20 protein-coding genes are annotated in these 24,345 nt (G+C 53.2%); 15 read left to right on the forward strand and 5 right to left on the reverse strand.

Annotated elements, in window-relative coordinates:
• Positions 1 to 83: 83 nt before the first annotated feature.
• The 3 genes from JUE30_RS03595 to JUE30_RS03605 all read left to right on the forward strand — a co-directional run bounded on the left by JUE30_RS03595 (position 84) and on the right by JUE30_RS03605 (position 3,171).
• Positions 84 to 1,556 (forward strand): FAD-dependent oxidoreductase, encoded by a 1,473-nt coding sequence (locus tag JUE30_RS03595; RefSeq protein ID WP_203623656.1) that lies wholly within the window; start codon positions 84 to 86, stop codon positions 1,554 to 1,556.
• A gap of 585 nt (positions 1,557 to 2,141) precedes the next feature.
• A complete protein-coding gene (locus tag JUE30_RS03600; RefSeq protein WP_203623657.1) occupies positions 2,142 to 2,849 on the forward strand; it encodes an AzlC family ABC transporter permease in 708 nt (235 codons plus the stop codon).
• Positions 2,842 to 3,171: an AzlD domain-containing protein gene (locus JUE30_RS03605; RefSeq protein ID WP_203623658.1), complete on the forward strand. Its 330-nt coding sequence runs from the start codon at positions 2,842 to 2,844 to the stop codon at positions 3,169 to 3,171. Before JUE30_RS03600 ends, JUE30_RS03605 begins: the two co-directional genes overlap by 8 nt.
• 54 nt (positions 3,172 to 3,225) lie before the next feature.
• On the opposite strand, the gene JUE30_RS03610 is transcribed toward JUE30_RS03605, so the two are convergent.
• Positions 3,226 to 4,311, reverse strand: coding sequence for an LPXTG cell wall anchor domain-containing protein (locus JUE30_RS03610; RefSeq protein ID WP_203623659.1), 1,086 nt, complete (start codon positions 4,309 to 4,311; stop codon positions 3,226 to 3,228).
• Between the two features lie 168 nt (positions 4,312 to 4,479).
• Between JUE30_RS03610 and JUE30_RS03615 the strand changes: the two genes are divergently transcribed.
• Complete coding sequence (locus JUE30_RS03615) at positions 4,480 to 5,511, forward strand: Gfo/Idh/MocA family oxidoreductase (protein ID WP_203623660.1); 1,032 nt, start codon at positions 4,480 to 4,482, stop codon at positions 5,509 to 5,511.
• Between the two features lie 300 nt (positions 5,512 to 5,811).
• Here JUE30_RS03615 and JUE30_RS03620 read toward each other — a convergent pair whose 3' ends face one another.
• A complete protein-coding gene (locus JUE30_RS03620; RefSeq protein ID WP_203623661.1) occupies positions 5,812 to 7,035 on the reverse strand; it encodes a hypothetical protein in 1,224 nt (407 codons plus the stop codon).
• A 644-nt stretch (positions 7,036 to 7,679) separates the two neighbouring features.
• On the opposite strand from JUE30_RS03620, the gene JUE30_RS03625 reads away from it, so the two are divergent.
• From JUE30_RS03625 to JUE30_RS03660, 8 genes are all read left to right on the forward strand, one after another.
• A complete protein-coding gene (locus tag JUE30_RS03625; protein WP_203623662.1) occupies positions 7,680 to 9,731 on the forward strand; it encodes a BglG family transcription antiterminator in 2,052 nt (683 codons plus the stop codon).
• A gap of 8 nt (positions 9,732 to 9,739) precedes the next feature.
• Positions 9,740 to 10,369, forward strand: coding sequence for a bifunctional 4-hydroxy-2-oxoglutarate aldolase/2-dehydro-3-deoxy-phosphogluconate aldolase (locus JUE30_RS03630; RefSeq protein ID WP_203623663.1), 630 nt, complete (start codon positions 9,740 to 9,742; stop codon positions 10,367 to 10,369).
• 12 nt (positions 10,370 to 10,381) lie between these two features.
• A complete protein-coding gene (locus JUE30_RS03635; protein ID WP_203623664.1) occupies positions 10,382 to 10,840 on the forward strand; it encodes a PTS sugar transporter subunit IIA in 459 nt (152 codons plus the stop codon).
• Between the two features lie 15 nt (positions 10,841 to 10,855).
• Positions 10,856 to 11,137, forward strand: a complete 282-nt coding sequence (locus JUE30_RS03640; protein WP_203623665.1) for a PTS sugar transporter subunit IIB — start codon at positions 10,856 to 10,858, stop codon at positions 11,135 to 11,137.
• Positions 11,138 to 11,163: 26 nt separating this feature from the next.
• Entirely contained in the window at positions 11,164 to 12,543 is a 1,380-nt protein-coding gene (locus JUE30_RS03645) for a PTS galactitol transporter subunit IIC (protein ID WP_203623666.1), read from the forward strand.
• Positions 12,544 to 12,572: 29 nt separating this feature from the next.
• A complete protein-coding gene (gene dgoD, locus JUE30_RS03650; RefSeq protein WP_203623667.1) occupies positions 12,573 to 13,718 on the forward strand; it encodes a galactonate dehydratase in 1,146 nt (381 codons plus the stop codon).
• A gap of 23 nt (positions 13,719 to 13,741) precedes the next feature.
• Positions 13,742 to 14,344 carry a hypothetical protein gene (locus JUE30_RS03655; protein ID WP_203623668.1) on the forward strand — a complete coding sequence of 201 codons (603 nt, stop codon included), beginning with the start codon at positions 13,742 to 13,744 and terminating at the stop codon, positions 14,342 to 14,344.
• A 366-nt stretch (positions 14,345 to 14,710) separates the two neighbouring features.
• Entirely contained in the window at positions 14,711 to 17,416 is a 2,706-nt protein-coding gene (locus tag JUE30_RS03660) for an HAD-IC family P-type ATPase (protein ID WP_203623669.1), read from the forward strand.
• A 72-nt stretch (positions 17,417 to 17,488) separates the two neighbouring features.
• Here JUE30_RS03660 and JUE30_RS03665 read toward each other — a convergent pair whose 3' ends face one another.
• The 3 genes from JUE30_RS03665 to JUE30_RS03675 all read right to left on the reverse strand — a co-directional run bounded on the left by JUE30_RS03665 (position 17,489) and on the right by JUE30_RS03675 (position 19,863).
• A complete protein-coding gene (locus JUE30_RS03665; protein ID WP_203623670.1) occupies positions 17,489 to 17,719 on the reverse strand; it encodes a DUF3955 domain-containing protein in 231 nt (76 codons plus the stop codon).
• A 132-nt stretch (positions 17,720 to 17,851) separates the two neighbouring features.
• Positions 17,852 to 19,159, reverse strand: a complete 1,308-nt coding sequence (locus JUE30_RS03670) for an ATP-binding protein (protein ID WP_203623671.1) — start codon at positions 19,157 to 19,159, stop codon at positions 17,852 to 17,854.
• Positions 19,156 to 19,863, reverse strand: coding sequence for a LytTR family DNA-binding domain-containing protein (locus JUE30_RS03675; RefSeq protein WP_203623672.1), 708 nt, complete (start codon positions 19,861 to 19,863; stop codon positions 19,156 to 19,158). The genes JUE30_RS03670 and JUE30_RS03675 overlap by 4 nt, the downstream gene beginning before the upstream one ends.
• Before the next feature lie 154 nt (positions 19,864 to 20,017).
• On the opposite strand from JUE30_RS03675, the gene JUE30_RS03680 reads away from it, so the two are divergent.
• The 3 genes from JUE30_RS03680 (at position 20,018) to JUE30_RS03690 (ending at position 23,934) form a co-directional block, all read left to right on the forward strand.
• Positions 20,018 to 22,435 (forward strand): glycoside hydrolase family 3 C-terminal domain-containing protein, encoded by a 2,418-nt coding sequence (locus JUE30_RS03680; RefSeq protein ID WP_203623673.1) that lies wholly within the window; start codon positions 20,018 to 20,020, stop codon positions 22,433 to 22,435.
• A gap of 70 nt (positions 22,436 to 22,505) precedes the next feature.
• Positions 22,506 to 22,928: a GtrA family protein gene (locus tag JUE30_RS03685; RefSeq protein ID WP_203623678.1), complete on the forward strand. Its 423-nt coding sequence runs from the start codon at positions 22,506 to 22,508 to the stop codon at positions 22,926 to 22,928.
• A gap of 4 nt (positions 22,929 to 22,932) precedes the next feature.
• Positions 22,933 to 23,934, forward strand: coding sequence for a glycosyltransferase family A protein (locus JUE30_RS03690; protein ID WP_203623674.1), 1,002 nt, complete (start codon positions 22,933 to 22,935; stop codon positions 23,932 to 23,934).
• The last annotated feature ends 411 nt before the right edge of the window (positions 23,935 to 24,345 follow it).

The raw sequence follows: 24,345 nt of genomic DNA on the forward strand, positions 1-24,345 counted from the left end.
TTCATTTGCCTGTGAAACCGTATTCGCATTTTTAAATGGTTTCGCTTACAATAACCCGGTAATGCGAAGGAGGTTCCATTGAAATGGACTATACAACAGATGTCGTTGTCATTGGGGCAGGTGCCGCTGGTTTTGGCGCTGCAATCACCCTGGCTGACGCGGGAAAGCACGTCATGTTACTGGAGAAGGGCAATAAGTACGGCGGTGCCGGCATGTTCGGCGCCCAAGGCCTGTTTGCGGTTGGCAGTCGTGCACAGAAAGAGGCCGGCAGTGACTTTACCGTGAAGGAAGCTTACACGGAAATGATGGATTATACGCATTACCGTTCCGATCCAGCCATCACGAAGGCCATTCTCAGCAAGTCTGCCGACACGATCGACTGGCTGGCGGCTCACGGGCTGCGCACCGAGCTGGTCAATAATACCCAAGAGGTCCACCAAGGCCGGCCCAAGGTTTACCACCAGTACATCGACAAGTTCGCCGGGTTCGATCGCCTGGCCCAAGGATTCAAGGACAAGGGCGGCCAGTTGCTGCTGGAGACCTATGCGACCGAGATTACGGCAACGGACGGCCACGTGTCCGCTGTGAAAATCGATGGCAAAAATGGCACTGGGACCATCAGCTGCCAGGCCGTGATTGTCGCAGATGGTGGTTATATTGGCAGTAAAAAGATGGTCAATGCAAACCTCGCGATCGATCCCTCGAACCTTTATAGCATGGGTGAGCGCAAGGCGACCGGTGATGGGATCAAGATGCTCAACGCGATTGGTGCGGATACGCGCAAGCTGGGCAATTTTGAAAACCACGCGGCTTCTGTGGTATCGACCAAAGATCCGAAGTGGCACAATCAGACCATCTTTACGTTGACTAATCTGCCGTTTCTTTGGCTCAATCGGCGTGGGGAGCGTTTTGTGGATGAAAGCATCTGCTACGATTTCGCGCTGTGGGGCAACATTACTTACACGCAAGGCGGGTACTATTACTACGTGCTCGACCAGGCGACAGTCGATTATCTGCGCGCCAACAAGCTTGATTGGACCGACTCGTTTGAGCGGACCTTTACCAGCCTCGCGCATACACCGGTGACGCACCAAGTGGGGCCATTCCCGGATCTTCCTGCCGATCTCGAAGATGCTGAGACCCAAGGCGCTGCTTGCCATGCAGATACCCTTGACGAGTTAGCGGCAAAGCTGGGCGTCTCTGCTGCTACAGTAACGGCCGCGGTGACCGATTATAATGCAGCGGTGAAGGCGAAGGATGACGAAACCTTCTACAAGCCGAGCGACTATCTGCGTTTTTCGGTTGAAAAGGGTCCGTTCTACGCGGTCAAAGCGCAGTCGACCTCGCTTGGGACCATCGGTGGTGTGGCCACAGATGCGCACATGCAAGTGCTGACCACAGATGGCAAGCCAATTCCAGGCGCCTATGTCGCTGGCAATGACGCCAACGGGATGTACGATACCTCTTATCCAACGATGGAAGGCATCAGCTGTGCGTTCGCTTGGAATTCCGGGCGGATCGCTGGCGAAGCAGCTAGGGAGCAGATTGCGAAATAGTTACTGGCGATTCTTGCTGACGCTGGTGTGAAGAACTTGTGATGAGTGGTAACAGTCGCATGGCAGCCATTTCCTGCGACTTTTTTTATATGGTGGCAGGACGCCTTATTTGTACGCTTCATGGGCGCGCAACCAACACTTTTCGGTGAGAGGCGATTTGACGCAAAAGGCTTCAAAAAAATGGGGCCACATGCTCAAATTTCCAAAAGCATACACGACAAATTTACAAATTGGCGCGGTCGGTGCCCACAAATCGCGATGGTATAAGGACTGCGACTGTTCTGGCGAATATGACAATGTTGTTCATATTTTTATTAAACACTCAACCCCATGAAGCGCAAAGGTTTGTACAATTCACTGCGCCAATTCAAAAATTTGTCGTGTGTCATTTTCTCAATTTCCACATGTCGGCACATTTAAAATCGTCCTTTAGCGATTTTTTCGTTCTGGCCCGAAGCACCGCGCACTGGTGACCATCGCCGACGATTCAGCCGCCGCCCAAGTGTCGACGAATCTGCTTGAATCCTCCGCGATTATTGGTACACTGATTCTAATTACTTTTTAATGGTTTGGGGGGCGACGGCAGTGACAGGTGACTTATCTTTTCGTTCGGGATTGAAGGACGTCTTGCCCACTGTGTTCGGCTACATCGGCGTCGGGCTTGCGTTCGGGGTCGTCGCGCACACGGCTGGCATCGCCTGGTGGCTGGTCGCACTGATGTCGCTGATTGTCTACGGCGGGTCGGTGCAGTTTGTACTGGCGACGATGCTGGCTGCCGCGAGTCCCATCAGCGCGATGCTGGTGTCCGCCATTTTGATCAACTCGCGGATGAGTCTGATGAGTATGACGGTCGCGCCGTACATTAAAGAAGAGTCACTGCTGCAAAACATCATGATTGGGACACTTTTGACCGACGAGACCTTTGCGCTGTCGATGAATAAGGTCAACTACACGGACCACAAGCTGAAGCCTGCGTGGTTTCATGCGGCCAACGTCGGCGCGTACCTCGTGTGGATGCTGGCGACGGTGGTCGGGGCGCTGCTCGGCGGGCTGATCCCGAATCCCAACGCGTTTGGGCTGGATTTTGCCGCGGTGGCGATGTTCATCGGGCTCTTGTACCTGCAAATGATTGGCGACCGCAGTAAGCCACTGGTGCGCCAGGCCCAGATCGTGGTTGTGGTCATGGTGATGATGTATGTGCTGATGCGTTTTTTCCCGGGGTCGACGGCGATGCTGATCGCGACAGTGGCCGGCTGCCTGATTGGAATGGGGGTCGAGCGCGCGCATGTCTAATTCATATGTCCTGATGACGATCCTCGCGTGCGGGTTTGCGCTGTGGCTGTTAAAAGTCGTGCCGCTGATCCTGGCGAAGGCGTTCCGATTCCCGAAGCCGCTGGTGCAATTCCTCTCGTTTGTCCCGATTGCGATTTTCGCCGCAATCATTGCTGAAAATATCTTCGTTTATCACCGAGGTGCCTGGCCGGGCATCAACTGGGAAAACCTGCTGGCGTCGGTGCCGGCGGTGATCACGGCGGTTGTTTCCAAGAGCCTGCTTGCGGTCGTGATTGTCGGCGTTGTCGCGATGGCGCTGATTCGCCTGCTCGGTTGGGGATGAAAACGGCTCTATCTCTGCGTTTCGTTGCAGAGATAGGGCCATTTTGATTGGTCATTAAGCTTTGTGCTTACGGAAAAATGCGAGTACTGTGCTCAGCAGGGTGATCAAGCCAAAGGTGGTGATGGCAATATTGGGTTGGTCACCTGTTTGCGGCAGCTGGTTCTGGTTATTCAAAGTGTGCCTAGAATTGGCGGACTGCTTGGTTGGAAAGGAACGAATCGGACTAGGATTAGGCGTAAGACCGGGCGTTGACTTTGGTTTAGGCTTCGGCTCAGGTTTTGTTTCAGGTTTTGGCGCCGGTTTTGGTTCTGGTTTAGGCTCCGGTTTCGGCTCAGGTACTGGTTCAGGTTCAGGTTTTGGCTCTGGTTTTGGTTCAGGTCTCGGTTCAGGTTTTGGCTCTGGTTTTGGTTCAGGTCTCGGTTCAGGTTTTGGCTCCGGTTTTGGTTCAGGTCTCGGTTCAGGTTTTGGTTCCGGTTTCGATTCAGGTTTTGGTTCCGGTTTTGGTTCGGGTTTTGGATCTGGCTTTGGTTCGGGTTTTGGATCGGGCTTCGGCTCAGGCTTTGGCTCAGGTTTAGGCTCCGGTTTCGGTTCAGGTTTGGGTTCTGGCTTGGGTTCAGGTTTTGGTTCCGGCTTTTCCGGCGTGCTCTGTGCGACAATGACGAAAGTTTGGCCGTGGCCGTAGCTGGTCATTTTGCCGCCATCGGTGCGCTCAATGTGAATGTATGAGACAACGGGCGCCGTGCTCGTTTCGCCGTGAACTGAGATAGTGAAATGGATCGTGAAACGGCTGCCGGGTGCCATTGGGTCTTCAGCCGTGACGCTGACAACTGTCATTTTCACGTTCGGATTGTCTGAGACGAGTGTCATGTGCTCAAGTGGCAGTCGACCATCGGCGCCATAATAACCCACGGTGCAGGTGCCTTGGTAAGTTTTGTCGGCAGTCACCTTCATCACATCGGAGTTGTGACCGACGCCTTCGATTTTGACGTTAAAGCTGCTGGGATACAGCACTGACGCGTCGCCCGCAGCGACTGTCCGGGTCGTGGCGGATGTTGCTGCGTGAACGATTTGTGTGGTCAATGGTGAAACGCCGAGCAGCGCCAGGACGCTAACGGCGGTGAATAACGTACGCTTTTTCAAATGTATAAACCTCCTATCAGGGGGATTGTAACAGGTAGTCTAGACCAATTCACCCGTTTTAAGCGAGCCGCAATTGAAGTTTCATGTCCCTCTCATTCGCCGTGACTTTTGTATTTTCGCGCCGGTTCGACTAAAGTTAACGTGAACGATTTCATGGGAGGTAATACGATGATCACAATGGCTTATATCGGCAACGGCAAGGCGACGAATCGCTATCACTTGCCGTTTTCGCGGCAGGTGAAAGACATTCGGGTGAAGACGATTTACGCGCGGCACGATGACTCGCCGTGGGCCAAGCTCCCAGACGTTAAATACACCACTAACATCAACGATATCTGGGACGACCCGGAGATTCAGCTGGTTGCGATCACCACGCCGCCGCAGGCCCATTTTGAGCTCGCCAAAGCCGCGCTGGACCATGGCAAGAACGTTCTGCTGGAAAAGCCATTCACGGCCACGGCCCACGAGGCGCGCGAACTTTTCGACCACGCCAAGCAAAAGGGGCTGCTGCTGGAAGGCTACCAGAACCGGCGTTTCGACTCGGACTTTCTCACCGTGCAGAAGGTGATCGAGTCCGGCAAGCTGGGTAAGGTTTACGAAGTCGAGGATAATTTTGACTACTACCGCGCCGCTGCCGTGGAAAAAAGTACCGGGTACTCGCGGCTGGGCAGCTTCCTGTACGGCCACGCTGTGCACACAATGGACCAGGTGCTGTCTTACTGGGGCACGCCGGTCAGCGTCGACTACGACGTGCGCCAGCTGCTGGGGCCGGACCACATGGCCGATTATTTCGACATCGGCATGCACTACCCAGACAGCTTGAAGGTGTCGGTCAAGTCGAGCTTCTTCCGGTTGAATTACCGCCCGTCGTTTGTGGTGTACGGCACCCGCGGCCGCTTCCTGAAGCAGGAAACCGACCAGCAGGAAGCCATGATGAAAAAGTTCTACATGCCGGGGCCTGACCATCCCGACTTCGGCGTCGACCGGCCGGACCAGTATGGGACGCTGTCCTACCTGGACGACGCGGGCCAATACCACGAGGAAAAGGTCGTCTCTGAGGTCGGCGGCTACCAGAAGTATTACGAGGCGCTGGTCGACACTTTGGAAAATGGCGCCGTGCCGGTGGTCACGCCGGAGCAGACCATCACGCTGATGACGCTGCTGGAACAAGGCGCCGAGCAGCTTGAGGCAACGTTGTAGAGAGGTCCCGCTGAGGCGGGGCTTTTTTCGTGTAGCGGGCGACCGAACCCAAAGTGTGATTGAGAAAAACGCAGAAAGCGCTTGCATAAATTGCCGTTCATCTGGTAAACTATATTTATGCAAGACATAAGCAACCTCCAATAAGAGACACCAGTTCCAAGCGTCCTTTCTTACCATCTTTTCCTCCTCCTATTAGGAAAGATAGCGAAGCAGCGGGTAACCGTTGCTTTTTTATTTTGCAATCAAAAAGCGTCACCCTCAGGTTGGGATGACGCATGCATTAGTTTAGGTCGTTTGAAGTTAGAAAAATATGGCGCAAGCATCAGCCGCGACGGGGTCGTCAATCTTGGCGAGCTGCTGCCAGACGGTGTAGCTGAGGCTGGCGCGTGTGTCGATGCTGGCGTCCAGGTAGTGCGCAATGGCCTGTTGATACGCTGCCGGGAAGTGGTTATACCGAGCGAAATCGCAGAGCCGAGAGAGAAGGCCGATTGCCCGTTCCTGACAGATCGAGTTGTCTCGCGGGTCCTCCAGCGCAATCTGATTGTTGAGGATTCGCGACTCCGCCAGGCGCACCTCGAATTCGTCGGCTTCGAGGACCGGCTGAGTGGCGAAAAAGAGGGCCAAACTTTGGACCAGCCGCAGCTGATCCGCGGCGACGCCGGTGGCGGTGTTGGGATTCAGGTCGAAGCCGCGCAGCTCAAGGTGGGACACACCTTCGGTCAACAGCGCGCGTGGGTCTTTGCCCACTTTACTTTTCAGCCGCACTGGTTCGTAGTACTGGCCTGGCGCCAGCAGCTCGCCCTTTTCGAGCGCCTTTTCGATGCGAGCAACATAGCCCGAAACTGAGTGGTAGTCACCGTGGATGTTGGTCGGGAAACCCAACGGGCTGCTGCGAAGGCTGCGGACTGGGTGCGTTGGCGCATCACCCGGGAAATACCCGGCAAACGCCAGCGGGGTCGCGCCGAAGAGATACGTGAACAGCCAGCGGTGGAGCATGAAGTATTGCGCCAAGTGCACGTAAAGCTCATCGGTCGTCGTAAAGTCCGTCAGCCGAAGCAGCTCGGTCAGCGCCTGCTCGCTGAAGCTGAGGTTGATGTGGATGCCAGTGTTGAGAATGCGGCGCAGATCATAGATGTGACTGAGGCGCTCTCGGTAGTCATAAGTTTCTGTTGGCTGCCTGGAGATATGCTTTTGCGCCAGCATCTCTGACAGTGGTGGGGGACAGCTGTATGGCCAGAGCCGTTCGTCTGGTGCCAGGTGGCTCGCGGCTGCGCGAATAATCTGTTCCCCGCGCGCGAGGTTTTTGTCGACGACAGGTTCGAACGGCAGCGCGAACTCGATCTGCGCGTTGAAGAATTCGTGCTCGACAAAATCACGCATGTCAGCATTGAAGTTGGCGGGGAACGGTCGCTCGCTCAGCCGGTTCTCCGGATCGACGCGGACCTTCTCCACCTCGATGCCAATGTTGGTGTGGCACGCCACGATCTCATCCAGAGGTATCTCGTTTGCAGCTTTTATAATCAATTCAACCACCTCGCTCAGTCGGTGACAGTCGCGTTGCCTGTATAAATCGACTATATACCCACGGATAGAGGGGACTCAAAAAATACGTCCTGAGTAAGTACAAAGGAAGCCTGTTAAATATGCAAGTACGGCTAATTGGAGGATAAACATCCGGTTCTATCGAGGAAGTGATTTAAAGGATTGGCGTAAGAGCAACCTCTTATCATGCTTGCAATAACCAGGGAATATCATGTTGCAGCACAATTTTGGTTTTTGAATCATGTTAAGCAGAGAGATTCCATCGTACCCAGCCGGACAGATGCCGGTAAGCGACCCAAGCCACCCGTGGCGGGCGTCTTCGTACTGCCTGCAGACGCCAGAGTGCGAGTTAAGTCTGGAATGCTAGATATGTTCGCCATAACGTTTATGAACAATACCGCAGAGGTTGGCGAGAGCGAGACTTCGCATGCCCTTGTACTGTCTATTGAGCCTTAGTGCTCACTACTGTACAAGTCGGAAACCCTAATGACCCGGGGGCTTAGCCCTCATCAATGCCATCGTTCTACATTTAATTTAATCAGGTGTGACAAAAGACGAAACTAATCGTCCATTTTTGAAAGTGCATTCATTCTATAATTAAATCGTGGAAAGGAGCGTGAGGTTTCATGGATAGTCGGGAAATGACCGTATTGCATACAATCGTTTCCGCTCCTGATGTGACGAGTACGGATATCCTTAGCCGGCTAGGGATTACCCGGCGTCAGCTGGACTATTCAATCAAAAAAATCAACAAGCATTTGAAGGAGATTAACCTGCCGCAGATTAAGCGGACACGCAATGGCGCGTTTGTGATTGGCTCCGAGCTCCTAAAATACCTCGCAAGTCTCGAAGCGGATACTCCTAACTCCGATGGTGGGGTACGCTATCGCGATGAGACACAGCGGATGTTTGACATTATTTTCTACGTTCTAGTCTGCGGCCAGTATATTTCCCTGAATCATCTGTTCAGCTTTCTGAACGTTGGCAAGACCACAGTGACCCAAGATCTGAAAGGGGTTGCGAACTACCTGGAGGAAAGGGGTCTCCAACTGTCGTATGACAGACAAAATGGTTACCGCATTCTTGGCCCTGAGCTGAAGATTCGTATCCTACTGCTGGAAGTAACCACTCGATTACAACGGTTTGAGGGCGGACAGAGCGACATCGAAGCCCTGGTGATTGTCAATCGCGAGGACACTGAGGCTATTGTGGCCAAGGCTGAAAAGGCGTTGCGCACAGATTATTCAGATCGATCGCGGAAATTACTAATCAGCTGTTTGCAGGCTAGTATCTCTCGGCTTCTGACTTTCCACAATCTGCGTTTTGACTTCGAGGAGCCCGCAGTTGCGAACAGCATCGAATATACCAAGTTACGTGACATTCTCCCCGAAAATTGGTACCACACCGAAAGCGACTTTCAGTGGCTCGTTCTGATCTTTCTCACTTCTAACACCTGGTATCGCGATGACAATACGCTTGATGAGGATTTCTCCCTTGCGGTGGACACGATGATTCACCGATTTGAGGAAATTACCTATAGCACGATCGACAAGCGCTCAGACTTTCGCGATAAGCTGATTGCTCATTTGCAACCAGCCTATTACCGAGTGAAATACGGGATGCCGCTGATTGAAAACACCTTCAGCGTTGGCGATGAAGATCGCAGCATTCTCATTGACATTGTTAGGGAAATTATCAAGCCAATCGAGAAATTGGCTGGCAAGCGTTTTCCAAATAATGAGCTGCAGCTGATTGCCTACTACTTCGGGTTGGTCCTTGATTCGGAATCAGGACAGCAGCACGACGCCCCTCATTTCAACCAAGCCAAGCGGCTGCGGGCGGGAATCGTCTCGAACGCAGGCATCGTCGAAACTCGGATCTTATACGCGCAGTTAGCGCAAACCTTCCCAGAGATCGAGCTCGCCAGTGCCAGTTCAGTGAGAGACTTCAATCCCGACCAAAGCCAAGTCGACCTCGTGTTCTCTACAGTGCCACTTACGACTAAGCTGAAGCAGTTCATTATTCCCACGAACATGAGTCGGATCCAGCAATTGAACCTGCGCTATCGCGTCCTGCGAGAGATGAACGTGGTGGCGATCGATGATAAGGTCAACAAAATTGTCGCGGCAGTGAGCAAGAATGCCAACATCATTGACATGGAGCGGCTGCGGCGCGATATCCAGCGTACCTTGTTGAGTGATGAAACGCGTTCCGAGCCGACGGAACTGCCTGCACTTGCCCACTATCTGAGTCGTCGACATATCGTGGTTAAGGACTACGTGGCGGACTGGAAAACGGCTATCGCGGCTTCTGCTGAAAAGCTCCTTAAAGATGGCTGCATCACTGCTCAGTATATCCAGCGTATTACTCGTGCGAATGCTGGAAAGGATGCATACAGCTTTTTGGGCAAGAGGATGGCGATTCCCCATGCCGACTCTGAAGGCGACGTTAAAAATGACGGTTTTGGCATTCTCGTGTTGAAGCAACCCACCGTCTTTCCTAATGGAATGAAGGTCAGCATTGTGGTAACGCTGGCAGTGGCAATCGTTGGGCCGCACATCAAGGCAATCAACCAGCTAGCTGAAATTGCCCTTGATTCCCACACCATCAAAAAAATCGTGGCAGCCAAAGACGCCGATGAGGTGTACGAAGTATTGATCAATGAAATAAAGGAGTAATTCTGGAAATGAAAGTTGAAGAGTATCCAAAGTTCACAGTGATTATGCGTGGCTACACAAGCCAGCAGGCTGACGCGATTTTACAGGCATTGGCTGGTTACGAAAGTCACTTTGCCATTGAGATGACGACCAATACGGAACACGCCGTCGAGCTGGTCAAGCAATTGAACCAGAAATACGGCGACAAAATCAACATTGGAGCCGGAACAGTGCTCAACATCAGCCAAGCGGAACAGATGATCAACGCTGGCGCCAAGTTCATGTTGGGACCAGTTAACTTCACCCAAGACATGTTTGCTTTAGCCAAGGCCAACAACGTGGTCACGGTGCCAGCAGCGTTTTCGCCAAGCGAGGTCTACCGCCTGTTTCAGCAAGGCGCGGACATCGTGAAGGTCTTCCCGGCGGATACGTTGGGGTCGCGGTACTTCCACGAGATTCAGGCACCGCTTGGCAAGCTGCCGTTGATGGCAGTTGGTGGGATCAATGCTGGAAATGCCCAGGAATATCTGGACAATGGGGCGTCGTACCTGGGCATCGGCTCCGGTATGTTCAGCAAATCAAGCCTTGCCAGTGCAGACGTTGAAAGTTTGAGAAGCGACATTCAGAAGTTTCTGAGTGCGGTTGGCATTAACGATTAGGTGGGGTTTGTCATGGTGGAAATTAAGTACGATCGGAACTTATTTTTTCCCTCTCAGCAGTTTGAATCTGCAACTGAGGCGCTGACCTTCTTAAGCGGTCAGCTGATTACTCAAGGTTATGCCAAGGATGGGTATACAGAGGCAATCCTGAAGCGGGAGCAGGTCTATCCGACCGGACTCCCCTCAGCTGAGCCGCGCGTTGCGATTCCGCATGCCGACAGTAAGTTTATCAATCAAACCGCGATTGCGGTCGCAACGCTGACCGAGCCGGTGACCTTCAGTGATATGGAGGACACCAAGAAGAACCTGGATGTCTCGATCATCATTATGCTGGCGATCAAGGAGCCACATGGTCAAGTTGAGATGCTCCAGAGCGTGGTCGGGATCATTCAGAATAATGTCCTGATGAAGCAGATCCTCAGCGCTACGGACCGGGATACGTTGTTTAAGTTGGTTACGTCAAATTTATAAGGAGTGTTGATTATTATGAAGCGAGTATTAGTAGCTTGTGGTAACGGGATTGCTACCTCCACTGTGGTAGCGTCCAAAATTCGGGATTATCTGCAGGAAAAAGGCATTCAAGCCGATACCACGCAGACTCGGCTGACTGAAGTGCCTGGTAAGGTTGAAGGATACGATTTGCTGGTCACGACAGGCGAATACGATGGCGACACGAAAGGTGTGCCATACATCAAAGGCATGTCCCTACTGACCGGGATTGGTGCGGATGACACACTGAAAGCAATTGGGGATCAGTTAAGCAAATAGCTCATGGAAAAATGGGGTGAAAACTAATGAATTATATTATGGACGCCTTTAATTGGCTGATTGCTGCCGGAGCCACTGTTATGCTTCCAGTCATCATCACAATTGTAGGGTTAGTATTCGGGTTAAAGATCACTCGTTCATTCAAGTCAGGCTTAACGTTGGGAATTGGTTTTGCCGGGATCAAGTTAATCTTGGACTTCATGACCACTAACGTTGGCCCAGCCGCTAAGGCGATGGTTGATCGGACCGGGGTTCATCTGACTGCCCTGGATGTTGGCTGGGGCTCAATCGCCGCGGTCACCTGGGCTTCTCCAATTATCGCGATCTTGATCTTCGTCATTTTGCTGGTGAATATCGTGCTGTTGATTCTCAAGCACACCAACACTCTGGATGTGGATATTTGGAACTACCACCACGTCGCAATTGTTGGGGTTATGGTTTACTTCGTGACGAAGAACGTCTGGCTTGGCGTCGGCGCATCGATTGTGATGGCGCTGATTACCTTCAAGCTGGCCGACTGGTCGCAGCCGATGGTGGAACACTTCTTCGGGATTCCTGGGGTTTCGCTGCCCACGGTTTCGGCACTGTCTTCTTTGGTTATCGCATGGCCGTTGAACTGGCTGTTGGATAAGATTCCGTTCTTCCGGAAGAGTAAGTTCTCGATTCGTGATGCGCAAAAGTATCTTGGTTTCTTCGGGGATTCAATGATCATGGGCTTGATTATCGGCATGGTAATCGGTATCCTTGCCGGTTACAACCTGACGCAAGTGTTGCAGTTAGGGGTATCGATGTCCGCTGTTCTGGTCTTGATTCCAAAGATGACCTCATTGTTCATGGAAGGCCTGATGCCGATTTCTGAAGCCGCTCAGAAGTGGTCTCAGAAACACTTCAAGGGCCGTAAGCTCTTCATTGGATTGGATGCTGCGGTTGTTGTTGGTAACCAGGACGTTATCACCACTGCCCTGATCATCATCCCACTGACGATTGCGATGGCCCTGGTGCTGCCAGGTAACCAGGTACTGCCTTTCGCTGACTTGGCGGTTGTTCCATTTAGGGTAGCGATGGTCGTTGCGCTGACCAATGGTAATCTCTTGAAGAACATCGTGATTGGCCTGGTTGTGACGGCTTCGCTGCTCTGGTGCGGTTCTTCAACTGCGCCGGTACTGACCAAGTTGGCCAAGTCCGTCGGGATCAAAGTCGGCTCGAACTCACTGCTGATTTCTTCTTTTGCGGCAACTTCAATGATCCAGAGCTGGCTGGTTTACATGGCGTTCACTACGCACCAGCTGATTCTGATTCCAGTCCTTCTGATTGTTTTCGCGTTGGTTTGGTACTACTTCGACGGGATCAAGAAGGTTAACGCTGCGACGAATGACGCAGCCGCTGACACGACGGCTGAGAACTAATTGGATTCAATTTTTGGGAGGTTTGTATTTTGAAGATTTCTTCAATTGATATTTATAAAGTAAAGCCACGTTGGATTTTTGTGAAGGTCAACACTGACGAAGGCATCTCGGGATGGGGTGAAATGATCTCCGGTACCAAGACTGAGACGGTGGTGACTGGTGCCAAAGAAATGGGTGATCGGCTCATTGGTCGGAATCCTTTCGAAATTGAACGCCTCTGGCAGGAACTGCACCGCTCCTTCTTCCGCGGTGGCCCGATCAACGGGACTATTATTTCCGGCCTGGAGATGGCCCTTTGGGACATCAAAGGCAAGGCCCTGAATGTGCCAGTCTATGAACTACTTGGTGGCGCTGCCCGAGATCGCATTCGTGTGTACTCGTGGATTGGCGGGGATCGTCCCTCCGATGTTGGCGAGCAGGCGCAAGTCCGGGTCGACAAAGGCTTCTCAGCGATTAAGATGAATGCAACCTCTGAGTTGCACTACATCGACTCTTATCAGAAGGTCCAAGCCGTGGTTGACCGGGTCGAGTCGATTCGCAACACCGTAGGCGATAAGCTTGAAATTGGTATCGATTTTCACGGTCGTGTTCACCGGCCAATGGCCAAGGTCTTAGCTAAAGCGCTCGAACCATACCACCCAATGTTCTTGGAGGAAGTGGTTCTGCCTGAAAACTGGGATTCTTTCGATGATATTGCCCGTGAGGTCTCAGTTCCACTGGCCACTGGTGAGCGGCTCTATACTCGCTGGCAGTTTAAGGAACTCTTCCAGCAAGGTGCAGTCGACATTGTTCAGCCAGACGTTGCGATGTGCGGTGGCATCCTTGAAACACGCAAGATTGCGGCAATGGCAGAAGCCTATGATATGGCTGTTGCACCACATGCTCCATACGGGCCGGTGGCACTGGCGGCAACGCTGCAAGTCGACGCTTGCACGCCTAACGTCTTCATCCAGGAGCAGAGCCTGGGTATTCACTACAACCAGGGCTTTGACCTGTTGGACTTTGTAAAGAACAAGGAAATCTTCCAATACAAGGATGGCTACGTCGATCTGCCGAAGGGTCCGGGTCTTGGTATCGATATGGACGAAGACAAGATCAAGGACATCGCTCAGCAGGGTCTGGTTTGGACTAACCCGAGCTGGAAGAACTACGACGGGACTATCGCGGAGTGGTAGTTTTCGCCAAGAGGGGATAAACAATGAATCAAGTCATCGTGATCGCAGTGCTGTTCGCAGCACTCTTAATCCTGGAATTCAACGAGCAGAAGCATATTGTCTTTGCCGCGCACACCACCAAGGTGAAGTACCTCATTGCGCTGGTGATTAGTGCCGTGTTACTTGTTCTATTTTGGCGAAGCGACATTGTCTATGATGCCAAAATTATTCTGATTGCTGTGCTTCTATGCAGCGTCGCGTTCCTCAAGCAGGGGCTAGGGCCAGACAAGGTTATTACATACGGTTCCGTGCTGATGGCGAGCGATTACAAGCGTTACGACTTGATTACCTTTGATAAACAAGAAGATCAGAGCCGATTAATGGTGACTTTCCGGTCCAAAAAATCGGGTGGTTATTCCCTTTTCTTCACAGACAATCAGGATCAAGTTATCAGTTTTCTCAGGAAGCTTGTTGGCGTTCATGTCATGTCTGAAGCTGAGTACGAGCGGCAGCAACAGGACAAGCAAAAGAAACAGGAGCAGTTTAATCACGAAGCCGTTGAGGTAATCAGAAACCGCAAGCGGAAGAGTGTGAAAGAAATCCTGCACGATAGCTTGAAAAACCGGGTTCGTCCAGCGCAAAAGTAGCATATTAAGATCATAGCTAGGTAGAGTAACCAGTATCGTTGAGGACATCTAGGCAAAGACCGTCTAGGTGTCTTTTTCTATCTCCTCGAGGAATAAACGAGAATTGCCGAATGCAGCAGTCATTGTTACCTGGATCTCTCACTGCTCAAAACTATTGAGGTTAGAAACTCATTGTGTGGCTTCCGCTTAGTAGGTCTCAGAACCAAATTTCAAAAAATGAACGGCGTTGCGTTCTCTCTGTATAATTGAATATTTCACAAAATAATCCGCCCCAAGCCCAGTTGCGTGCGCCTTACCGTTCGGATAAAATACAATTAATATGACATGGCATTTTGCCAAATTTATAAGGAAAAAGGATGATGATACATGGACAGTCCCGATGGTCAGAGGTCGATGACCCATTCTGAGGTGTCTGCGTTGCAGCAGGAGTTAAAGGTGCCGGATTTGGAGGCTGGGTTGACCAGCCAAGAGGCCGCCAAGCGCTTGGCGGAAAACGGACCAAACGCGCTGGAATCGTACACCACCCCGAAGTGGGTCATCTTCATTCGCCAGTTCAACAGCCTGATCATTTATATTTTGATTGGCGCCGCCGTACTGACAACTGTGATGGGGCACATGACCGATACGATTATTATCGGTCTGGTTATCATCATCAACGCGATTATTGGGTATTCGCAGGAGAACAACGCCTCAAACGCCCTGGAGCGGATCAAGCAGATGCTGTCGCACGAGGCGACGGTGTACCGCGACGGCGACCGCGTCGATGTCGATGCGGCCGACCTGGTCGTGGGCGACGTCGTGTTCCTCGAGGCGGGCGACAACGTGCCGGCCGACCTGCGCTTGTTTGACATCGACAACTTATCGATGCAGGAGGCGGCGCTGACTGGTGAGTCCAACTCGGTCGAGAAAACGGTCGACCCGCTGCCGGCCAACACGCCGCTGGCGGAGCGCACCAACATGGCCTTCGCCTCCACCGCCGTCGCGACAGGCTCGGGCATGGGCCTGGTCGTCGCGACCGGGAAAAACACCGAGCTGGGGAAAATTTCCCAGGCGGTCGCTGACGTGCGCAAGGGCAAGACGCCGATGATGACCGAGCTCGACAACCTGGCCAAGGGCATCTCCTACGCGATTTTGGCCGCTGCGGTGATTCTTTTTGCGCTGGGCATGTGGTCTGGCCATTACTCAGTCGGCACGCTTGCGCTGGCAGTTGTCACCATGGTCGTCGGCTCGATGCCTGAAGGCCTGCCAGCGACCACGTCTGTCGTGCTTGCGATGGGCATGCAGCAGCTGGTTAAAAAGGAAAACACGATCGTCAAAACGCTCCCGGCCGTCGAGACGCTGGGCTCGGTTGACGTGATCGCGACGGATAAAACCGGAACGCTCACGAAAAACGAAATGACGATCACCAACATCATCACGCCGCACCACGAATACACGGTGTCCGGCACGGGTTACGCCCCGACCGGTGAGTTCAGCCTGCGCGGCAAGCCCGTGGCCGCCAAGGACCGCGCGGACCTGCGCGACCTTTTGATTGCCGGCTTTGAAGCCAATGACACGACGCTGGCCGAGATTGACGGCAAGTACGAGATCAACGGCGAACCGACGGACGGGTCCTTTTTAACCGCGTACCACAAGGGGTTTGAAGACGAGCCGGACTACGAAGAACTCGATATGCTGCCGTTTGACTCGGACTACCGCTACATGGCCAAGCTGATGCAGCTGCCAAACGGTCAGCACCGCCTGTTCGTCAAGGGCTCGCCCGACAAGGTGCTGCCGATGGCGGAGGCGGCCGACCCGTCGTTTGACATCGAGCACTACCTCGAGTTGACGCGCACGTATTCCAAGCAGGGGATGCGCGTCATCGCCGTCGCCGCCGAGGACCTGCCCGACAGCGTCGATGAGATCACCGAAGGCCTGTGTGAGCATGGCGTGACCTTCCTGGGCCTGGCCGTCATCATCGATCCGCCACGCGAGGAAGTCATCGCGTCGATTCGCCAGATGCGCATGGCGGGCGTCAAGGTTCGCATGATCACCGGCGACCATCCGGATACCGCGCTGGCCATTGCCAAAAAGCTTGGTCTGGCGGACAGCCCCACCGTTGTCACCGGCACCGAGCTGGCGGAGATGAACGACAAGGACCGCACGCAGGCGATGATCTCCACGGATGTCTTCGCCCGCACCACGCCGGCTGACAAGCTGGCAATCGTCACCGCGCTCCAGGAAGCCGGCAACGTTACCGCGATGGTTGGCGACGGGGTCAACGACGCACCGGCGCTGAAAAAGGCCGACATTGGCGTCGCGATGGGCGAGTCCGGGACCGACGTGGCCAAGGACGCCGCTGACATGATCCTGACCGACGACAAGTTCACGACGATGGAAAAAGCCATCGCGCAGGGCCGTCGGATCTACGACAACATCAAAAAGAGTATCCTGTTCCTGCTGCCGACGTCGTTTGCCGAAGGGCTGATCATCGCGATCACCATCCTCACGCAGGACAACATGCCGCTGAACGCCAGCCAGATGCTGTGGATCAACATGGTTTCGGCCATCACGATCCAGTTCGCGTTCATCTGGGAGCCGGCCGAGCCTGGCATCATGGCCCGCCCGCCGCGCTCCAACACCGCTTCAATGATGAACTGGCACGACGTTTTTCAAATGGCGTACGTGTCGATCATGATCTCGGGCGTCGGGCTGCTCGCGCACGACTGGCTGCTGGACGGCGGCTATGTCAACGCGGCGGTGGCGTCGACGATGATGGTCAACATCATCATCCTGGGCAAGATTTTCTACCTGTTCAACATCCGCACCCACGCGCTGGCGCTGTCGAAGCAGTTTTTCTCCAACCCGATGGCGTTCGCCGTGATCGCGGCGATGATGGTGCTGCAGCTGTCGTTCACGTACATTCCGTTCATGCAGGACGTCTTCCGCACCGCGGGTATGTCCTGGCTGGAGTGGGGCGTGGCGGTCGGCGCCGGCGTCATCACCCTGGCTGTCACTGAGTGCGACAAAATGATCCGCCTAGCCTACCGCAAGTGGGCGCACCGCACCCACACGGCGGAAGTCAGCGGCTAAGTTTCAGTGATCAAAAACGACCCAGACCTGCGCGAAAACGCGGTGTCTGGGTCGTTTGCTGTATTCAGAAGTTTAGGCGTGCTGGCGCCGGCCGCGAGCAAGCCCGGCCACCAGGAAGCTGATGGCACTGGCGAGCAGGCCAGCATACCCAAGCGGCAGCAGGAAAAAGGCTTCGTGCAGGATCCCCTCGGCGTCGAGGTAGCTCGGCGTGACGGCCTTTGCGATAAAGCAGCCGATACCCACAAGCAGGAGCAGTATGCCCACGCGCAGCGCCCAGCGATGAATGCGTTCATTTTTTATCATAACTCGCCTCCGTTTGATCTTGTGTTCATTGTAGCCAGCCCGCGCTGCCGGGGATGAAGAATGCGGCCGACTTTAGCAAAAGTTAGGGTGAACCGCGGCGATTGTTTCACAAGAAACATTCGAGGCCCGACGCTAATTATCAGATGGCACAGGCAGAATAATTTTTAGCGAGAACCAGCCGTCTTGCGTGCTGATTGTCATCTGCCCATTGTATTTGTGGGTGATGTAGGCAATATTTTTCAGCCCGTAGCCGTGAACGGCGGTATCTTTCTTGGTCGTCTTTGGCAGGCCATCTTTGAATTCCGCAGCACCTTCAAACACGTTCTTGAAAGTGATAACGAGTAGGTTTATCCGGCGAGACACGCGGACTTCAATCAGGCGTTTGTCTGGGTTGGCCAGTTGCCCAACGGATTCAATGGCGTTGTCTAGGGCGTTACCGAAGAGACTCGCGATATCCATTGCGTGCATGAAGTCCAGCGCCTTCCCATCGGCAAAACACGTCATATCGATGTGATTGGCAATGCACGTTGCATTTTTCTGTGAAAGGATCGTATCCAGCACACCGTTGCCAGTACTGATCGTTGCGGAATAAGTATCAATCGCAGTGTTCAAGTCCGCCAGGTACTGCGCGCGCAGGTCAGCGTTGTCTTCTTTGAGAATCACAGCCATTTGATGCTTCAAATCGTGAAACTGCCGCCTGATGACGGCACTGCTGGATTTGTAAGCAGTGTACTGATCATATTGAGTCTGGAACATCCGGTTGATCGCACCAAGCTCACTTTGCAAGGCTGATTCTTGTCGCTGGTCGTCTTGAATGGCGAAAATCAGCAGGCCGCACAGATTGATGAAGGTCCGGAAGATGAAGATGGTTACGGAGTCGCCGATGGTGTAGCGCGTATTGGCAAGGATGAAGCCAATATTGGAGACGGCGAACACGATGGTCGCGGTCAGGAGGCCTGAGACCAAAGCGCGTCTGGTCACCGGCTCTTGATTGCGGGTCGCATGGCGGTGTTCAATCCAGTAATCGCCGGCAAATAGGAGCACATAAACGAGCAGCATGAACAAAGTGCCCCAGGCGGCCTCGTGAGCGACCCGGCCCAAGATCAGGTAGCAGTACAACTCCCAAGCCAGCGATGCGACAAATTCGGCGAGGACGAACGCCTTGGCAACGGCGAGGCCCAGAATGGTCAGAGGTGCCTGCCCGCAGCCCCAAAGTGTGGCGAACATCCACAAGACATTCAAGATCATGCCCGGGATCCAGAACGTATCCGACCAGGTCCCAACGGTTAGCTGCAGTGCGATTTGCCCCGCTCCGAAAGCCAAGTAGCGTAAGATCCAAAGTGGTTTGTGTTGAATTGGCAGCAGCAACAGTCCGCACGCAAGCCACTCAGCCAGGGCCGTATAGACTCGGGGAATGTTTGGTAAGTTGGTCGTCATCATACGATTTCATCTCCGAGAAAGTCTGTCAAAGCCTGCATGAAGGCTTTTTTTCGTGGCCGGCTGATTTGCAGCGGGGTGCCATTGACCACAGCCTGGTTGTCCTGAATTCCACTGACTTGGGCCAAGTTCACCAAGTAGGAGTTATTGCACCGATAGAAGCGTTGCGGAAGCAGGGTCTCTTCAAAACTACGCAGCGACTCAATCAGGGTGTAGTCCCCTTGCAAGGTGTGAATGGTCAGATAGTGGCCGTTGGTTTCAAGGTAGGTGATCGTGTTGATTTCAAGTTTGATCAACTCGCCGTTCACGCGGATGGTCAGCGTTGGCGAATCGCGCTTGGCCAGCTTGGCCAGAACCTTCTTGAAGTGTTCCGCGAAGGCAAACGCGGTGACTGGTTTGAGCAGAAAATCCGTGGCGCCGACTGCGTAGCCATCGATCGCGTACTGCACGTAATTGGTGACAAAGACGATGATGACCTGGCTGTCGATCGCTCGGATCTTTTTTGCGGCAGCCATCCCGTCGAGGTGTTTCATTTGAATATCGAGATAAAGTACATCGTATATCGGCTGGTAGTGTTCAACCAACTCCAGGCCGTCGCTGAAGTGCGTGACCTGAATCGGCAAGTCATGGGCCTTACCATACTGTTTAACCAGTGTGCTAAAGGCGTCCGCTGTGTGTAGATCATCCTCTATAATTGCAATTTTCAAAGCGTCGCCCCCTCATGTCTAAGTTAAGCGAGTTTTTGCCGCGTTGCAATCGCACCAGTGACAGGTTAGGAAAAATCCACGACAGGTTATGCAGAAAGGCTGTGATTTAACCGCTTCCATCGGTAAGGTGTGACTGTAGCAAAGGGGTGGAAGCATGAATATTAAACAAATCGTTAGTCAGCTCACGCTCGAGCAAAAAGCGGCCCTGCTGTCAGGCGCAACGACTTTTGACACATTCGGGATCAGGAAACTAGGAATCCCTTCGCTTGCGATGTCAGATGGGCCCTCGGGACTGCGTAAGCAGGAGGGGGCTGCTGACAATTTAGGCCTAAACGGTAGTATCCCCGCCACCTGTTTTCCGTCAGGCTCGACCTTGGCCAACAGCTGGGACCCGGCCGTTTCGACGGCCGTGGGTCAGGCTTTGGGTGAGGAGAGTCAGGCCAATGAAGTTCAGGTCATTCTCGGCCCGGCGATGAATATCCAGAAAAATCCGCTGAGTGGGCGCAACTTTGAGTATTACAGCGAGGATCCCCTGCTGGCAGGCCGAATGGCGGCCGGGTACATTCGTGGCGTGCAGGCGACTGGGACGGTGGCAACACCGAAGCATTTTGCTGTCAACAATCAGGAGCTGCGCCGGATGGCGTCGAACTCGGTCGTCGATCAGCGTGCCCTGCACGAACTGTACTTGACGGCATTTGAAATTGCCGTCAAGGAAGGCCATCCGAAAGCCTTGATGTCTTCTTACAACATGATCAACGGCACGTACGCGAATGAGAATCGGGCGTTGTTGCAGGAGACGCTGAGGGACAGCTGGGGTTTTGATGGGTTTGTCGTGTCCGACTGGGGCGGGGATAACGACCATGTCGCAGGCGTTAAAGCCGGATCCCACATGGCAATGCCCGGCAGTGGCATGGTGGCCCCGCAAGAGCTTATCGATGCCGTCAAGGCTGGCAAACTTGACGAGAGCGTGCTGAACCAGCGCGTGGGTGAATTCTTGGCGGTGGCGATGGCTGCAAAAGAAAAGAGCACCCCAGAGAAGCCAAATTTTGCCGCGCATCACGAGACGGCGCGCAAAGCTGCGGCGGCCTCGATGGTCCTGTTAAAAAATGACCAGGCCATCCTACCGCTGGGGGCTAAGACACGCGTCGCCATTATCGGTGATTTCGCGCAAAAGCCGCGCTATCAAGGCGCTGGTTCTAGTGCTGTCAATGCCGTTCACGTCGAAAACTTTGTGGATACTGCCGCGAAAGTGTTGAACGTGGTGGGCTATGAAAAAGGTTTTGACCGAAACGGGAAGGCCGATGAGCATCTCATCCAAGAAGCAAAGGCCCTTGCGACAGAGAGTGACGTGGCGGTGGTGTTCATCGGGTTGAATGAGGCGCAGGAAAGCGAAGGCAAGGATCGCGACTCAATGGCGCTGCCGGATAATCAGGTCGCGCTGCTGGAAGCACTAGCTAATCTCAAGACGTCGGTGGTCGCCGTGCTTTCCGCCGGGGCACCAGTTACAACCGCATGGGCGAAGGACGTTGACGGCCTAATCTATCAAGGATTGACAGGTGAGGCCGGGGCCAGCGCGCTGTGCGACGTGCTCCTGGGGAAACTGAACCCTAGCGGTAAGCTGGCGGAGACGTTGCCTATCAGCTATCAAGATGTGCCGTTTGGTCAGGATTTTCCATGCCAAGACGCGAATGCGTTGTACCGCGAATCGCTGTATGTGGGCTATCGCTATTACGACACCGTAAGCAAACCGGTGGCGTTCCCGTTTGGCTTTGGCCTCAGCTATACGCAATTTGAGTACTCGGCAATGAGCATCGATGACGCAGGGGCACATTTCACACTGAGAAATATCGGGGCCAAGACCGGTGCGGAAGTCGCTCAGCTGTATGTGAAGTCGCCTGACCAGAACTTGTATCACCCGGTGCACGAGCTGAAGGGTTTTACCAAAGTGACCCTAGCACCGGGCGAGCAGCAGCTGGTTACCATTCCTTTTGATGCCTACACCTTCCGGGCGTGGGATCCGCACAAAGAACAGTGGTGCCAGCCGGCGGGGGAGTACCAGTGCTTTGTGGGCGGCAGCTCACGAAAGCTGCCTTTACAAGGCGGCTTCAAGGTGAGCGGGACCGTGCCTGATCCTCAAACCGATTTGCCGCATTACATGAGCGGTCAAGTCACTGAGGCAAGCGAAGCAGAAGTGAGTCGGCTGTTGAATCTAGATGAGAACGCGGTGAAGACTGCCACGGATGGGCTGACCATCAATAGCACGATTGGTGAGATGAGCCATGCCAAGAACGTCATCGCGCGGTTGGTCGCGCGGACCCTGAGGCGCAAGCTGGACCGTTTGGCAGCCAAGGGCGAGTCAAGTCTGAACGTGTTATTCATCTACAACATGCCGTTTCGCGGCATTGCAAAGATGACCAACGGCGCGATTGATCAGCGAATGGTCGACGGGCTGGTTGTGGCGGTCAACGGGCACGCGTTTCGCGGCCTGCACCGAGTGATCAGCGGCTATTTTGCCAATCGGCGACGCAGCAAGGCACTGGCGAGAAAGTTAGGTGAGCAAGATTGTGAGTAATGTCATCAGTTCAGTCAAAAAATTCCAGAAACGACACCCGGACCTTTACGAGTTCATCCTGTTCAACATCATGAGCAATGCCGCCACCATCACCAACTTCATTGTGTTGTGGCTGGGTACCGGGATCCTGTTTCGGGCTTGGAGTGATCTCCCGTTCCATTGGTTCATTTTTAATTACTCAACGGCAAATGGCGGCATGGGCGGATTCATCAGTTTCTTGGTGGCTTACGTCTGTGCGCAGATCGTCAACTTTTTCGTCCAGCGCGACATCGTGTTTAAGGCCAGCAACTCCATCATGCAGGCGCTGCCGTGGTACATCGGAACAGTGGTCGTGGCCGGTCTCGTCTCCATCTGGTTGCCGCCGCACGTCATTGCGTTTGTGCAGCCGTATGTTGGAGGCTTTGCTGCCACGGTGGCGAATATCGTTAACATCGTCCTGCAGGTCATCATCAACTACCCGATGCTGAAGTTCAAAGTCATGAGAAAGGGGTGATTGGGTGAAACTTCTGAGCATTGTAGTTCCCAGCTATAATTCTTCACGCTACTTAGAGCGGTGTGTCGATTCTTTACTTGTCGGCGGTGAACAAGTACAGATTATTATTGTAGATGACGGATCGACAGATGAGACAGGCCAAATCGCTGATGATTACGTCAGCCGGTATCCAACCATCGTTCGAGCAGTCCACCAACCGAACGGTGGTCATGGTGCCGCAATTAATGCCGGGTTGGATGTTGCTAACGGCAAATATTTTAAAGTGGTTGATAGTGATGATTGGTTGGCCCCGGAAGCCTTTAGGCAATGGCTGAGTAGGTTATCTCAAGTCCCTGTGGTTGATATGGCAATAACGAACTACACATATGTTGGGCGAGATGGCGGCCGCACGAAAGCCGTCGGATTTCGACACTGGCTGCCTCAGGGCACAACGTTTGGCTGGAACCAAGTACGATTGCCCGTTGGTAAGTATTTGACAATGCACACCGTCACCTACCGGACTGACTTACTTCGTCGATGTCACCTGAGTCTGCCTCATCATCTTTTTTATGAGGATTCACTCTATGTCTTTCAGCCGCTGCCCTCAGTTCACTCGTTGAGGTACTGGAACCTGGATTTATACCAGTACGTTACCGGACGGCAAGATCAATCAGTCAATGAAACGGTGATGCTTGCGCGAATCGATCAGCAGTTAACCGTCAATCGAGCTTTAATCAAAATCTACCGAGATTTACCGCCAGTCACTTGCGCATTAAGGAATTACATGGCGCACTATATTGAAGTCATAACCGGTATTTCATCATTCCTTTTGCTTCACGATGGTAGCGCATCCAGTATGCATCGTAAACAGGACCTATGGCAGACGCTGAGATCTCAAGAACCGCAATTATACACAAGAGTTAGACGGAGCATCATTGGCAGGGGTGTCAACTTGCCAGGACGATGGGGCAGATTAACCGCTGTTGGTTGTTATCGAGTTTTACAGCGCGTTTATCGGTTTAATTAAAAGTGGAGGTATGAAATGTTCAAGAAGCAGAAACGTCAGAAGATAAAGAAGCCTCAAAGCACCCTCAAAAAAGTGATTAAGACCGTAATATCGGCTATCTTTCTTGTAGCACTGGTTGTTCTGGGAGTAGTAGTCAATTCGACGCCAGTTCACGGATACATCAAGATGGGAACGAATATGCTAATGGGAGGTTTTCATCAACACTATGATAATTCCTCAGTAAAGCAAAAGGGGCTCGATACACAGTATTATCGCTCAGATTATAGTAAATCGAAGGCCTCAATTTTCAAGTCAAGTGCAACGATGATAACGAATCCTTGATAGTGGTCTAGGTTGTTAAGCCATGCGTCGGTAGTAATCGCATGGTCGAAGATAGTTCAGAATACGTCTGGGACGATGGTTCAGTGCTGA

The sequence above is a fragment of the Lacticaseibacillus sp. 866-1 genome, from assembly GCF_016861825.1.
GTDB lineage: Bacteria > Bacillota > Bacilli > Lactobacillales > Lactobacillaceae > Lacticaseibacillus.

Coding starts and splice junctions, on each gene's coding strand:
- JUE30_RS03630 (WP_203623663.1), top strand. CDS start 9,740: ATGAAAGTTGAAGAGTATCCAAAGTTCACAGTGATTATGCGTGGCTAC.
- JUE30_RS03645 (WP_203623666.1), top strand. CDS start 11,164: ATGAATTATATTATGGACGCCTTTAATTGGCTGATTGCTGCCGGAGCC.
- JUE30_RS03685 (WP_203623678.1), top strand. CDS start 22,506: ATGAGCAATGCCGCCACCATCACCAACTTCATTGTGTTGTGGCTGGGT.
- JUE30_RS03680 (WP_203623673.1), top strand. CDS start 20,018: ATGAATATTAAACAAATCGTTAGTCAGCTCACGCTCGAGCAAAAAGCG.
- JUE30_RS03670 (WP_203623671.1), bottom strand. CDS start 19,159: ATGATGACGACCAACTTACCAAACATTCCCCGAGTCTATACGGCCCTG.
- JUE30_RS03660 (WP_203623669.1), top strand. CDS start 14,711: ATGGACAGTCCCGATGGTCAGAGGTCGATGACCCATTCTGAGGTGTCT.
- JUE30_RS03635 (WP_203623664.1), top strand. CDS start 10,382: ATGGTGGAAATTAAGTACGATCGGAACTTATTTTTTCCCTCTCAGCAG.
- JUE30_RS03655 (WP_203623668.1), top strand. CDS start 13,742: ATGAATCAAGTCATCGTGATCGCAGTGCTGTTCGCAGCACTCTTAATC.
- JUE30_RS03595 (WP_203623656.1), top strand. CDS start 84: ATGGACTATACAACAGATGTCGTTGTCATTGGGGCAGGTGCCGCTGGT.
- JUE30_RS03640 (WP_203623665.1), top strand. CDS start 10,856: ATGAAGCGAGTATTAGTAGCTTGTGGTAACGGGATTGCTACCTCCACT.
- JUE30_RS03605 (WP_203623658.1), top strand. CDS start 2,842: ATGTCTAATTCATATGTCCTGATGACGATCCTCGCGTGCGGGTTTGCG.
- JUE30_RS03615 (WP_203623660.1), top strand. CDS start 4,480: ATGATCACAATGGCTTATATCGGCAACGGCAAGGCGACGAATCGCTAT.
- JUE30_RS03665 (WP_203623670.1), bottom strand. CDS start 17,719: ATGATAAAAAATGAACGCATTCATCGCTGGGCGCTGCGCGTGGGCATA.
- JUE30_RS03625 (WP_203623662.1), top strand. CDS start 7,680: ATGGATAGTCGGGAAATGACCGTATTGCATACAATCGTTTCCGCTCCT.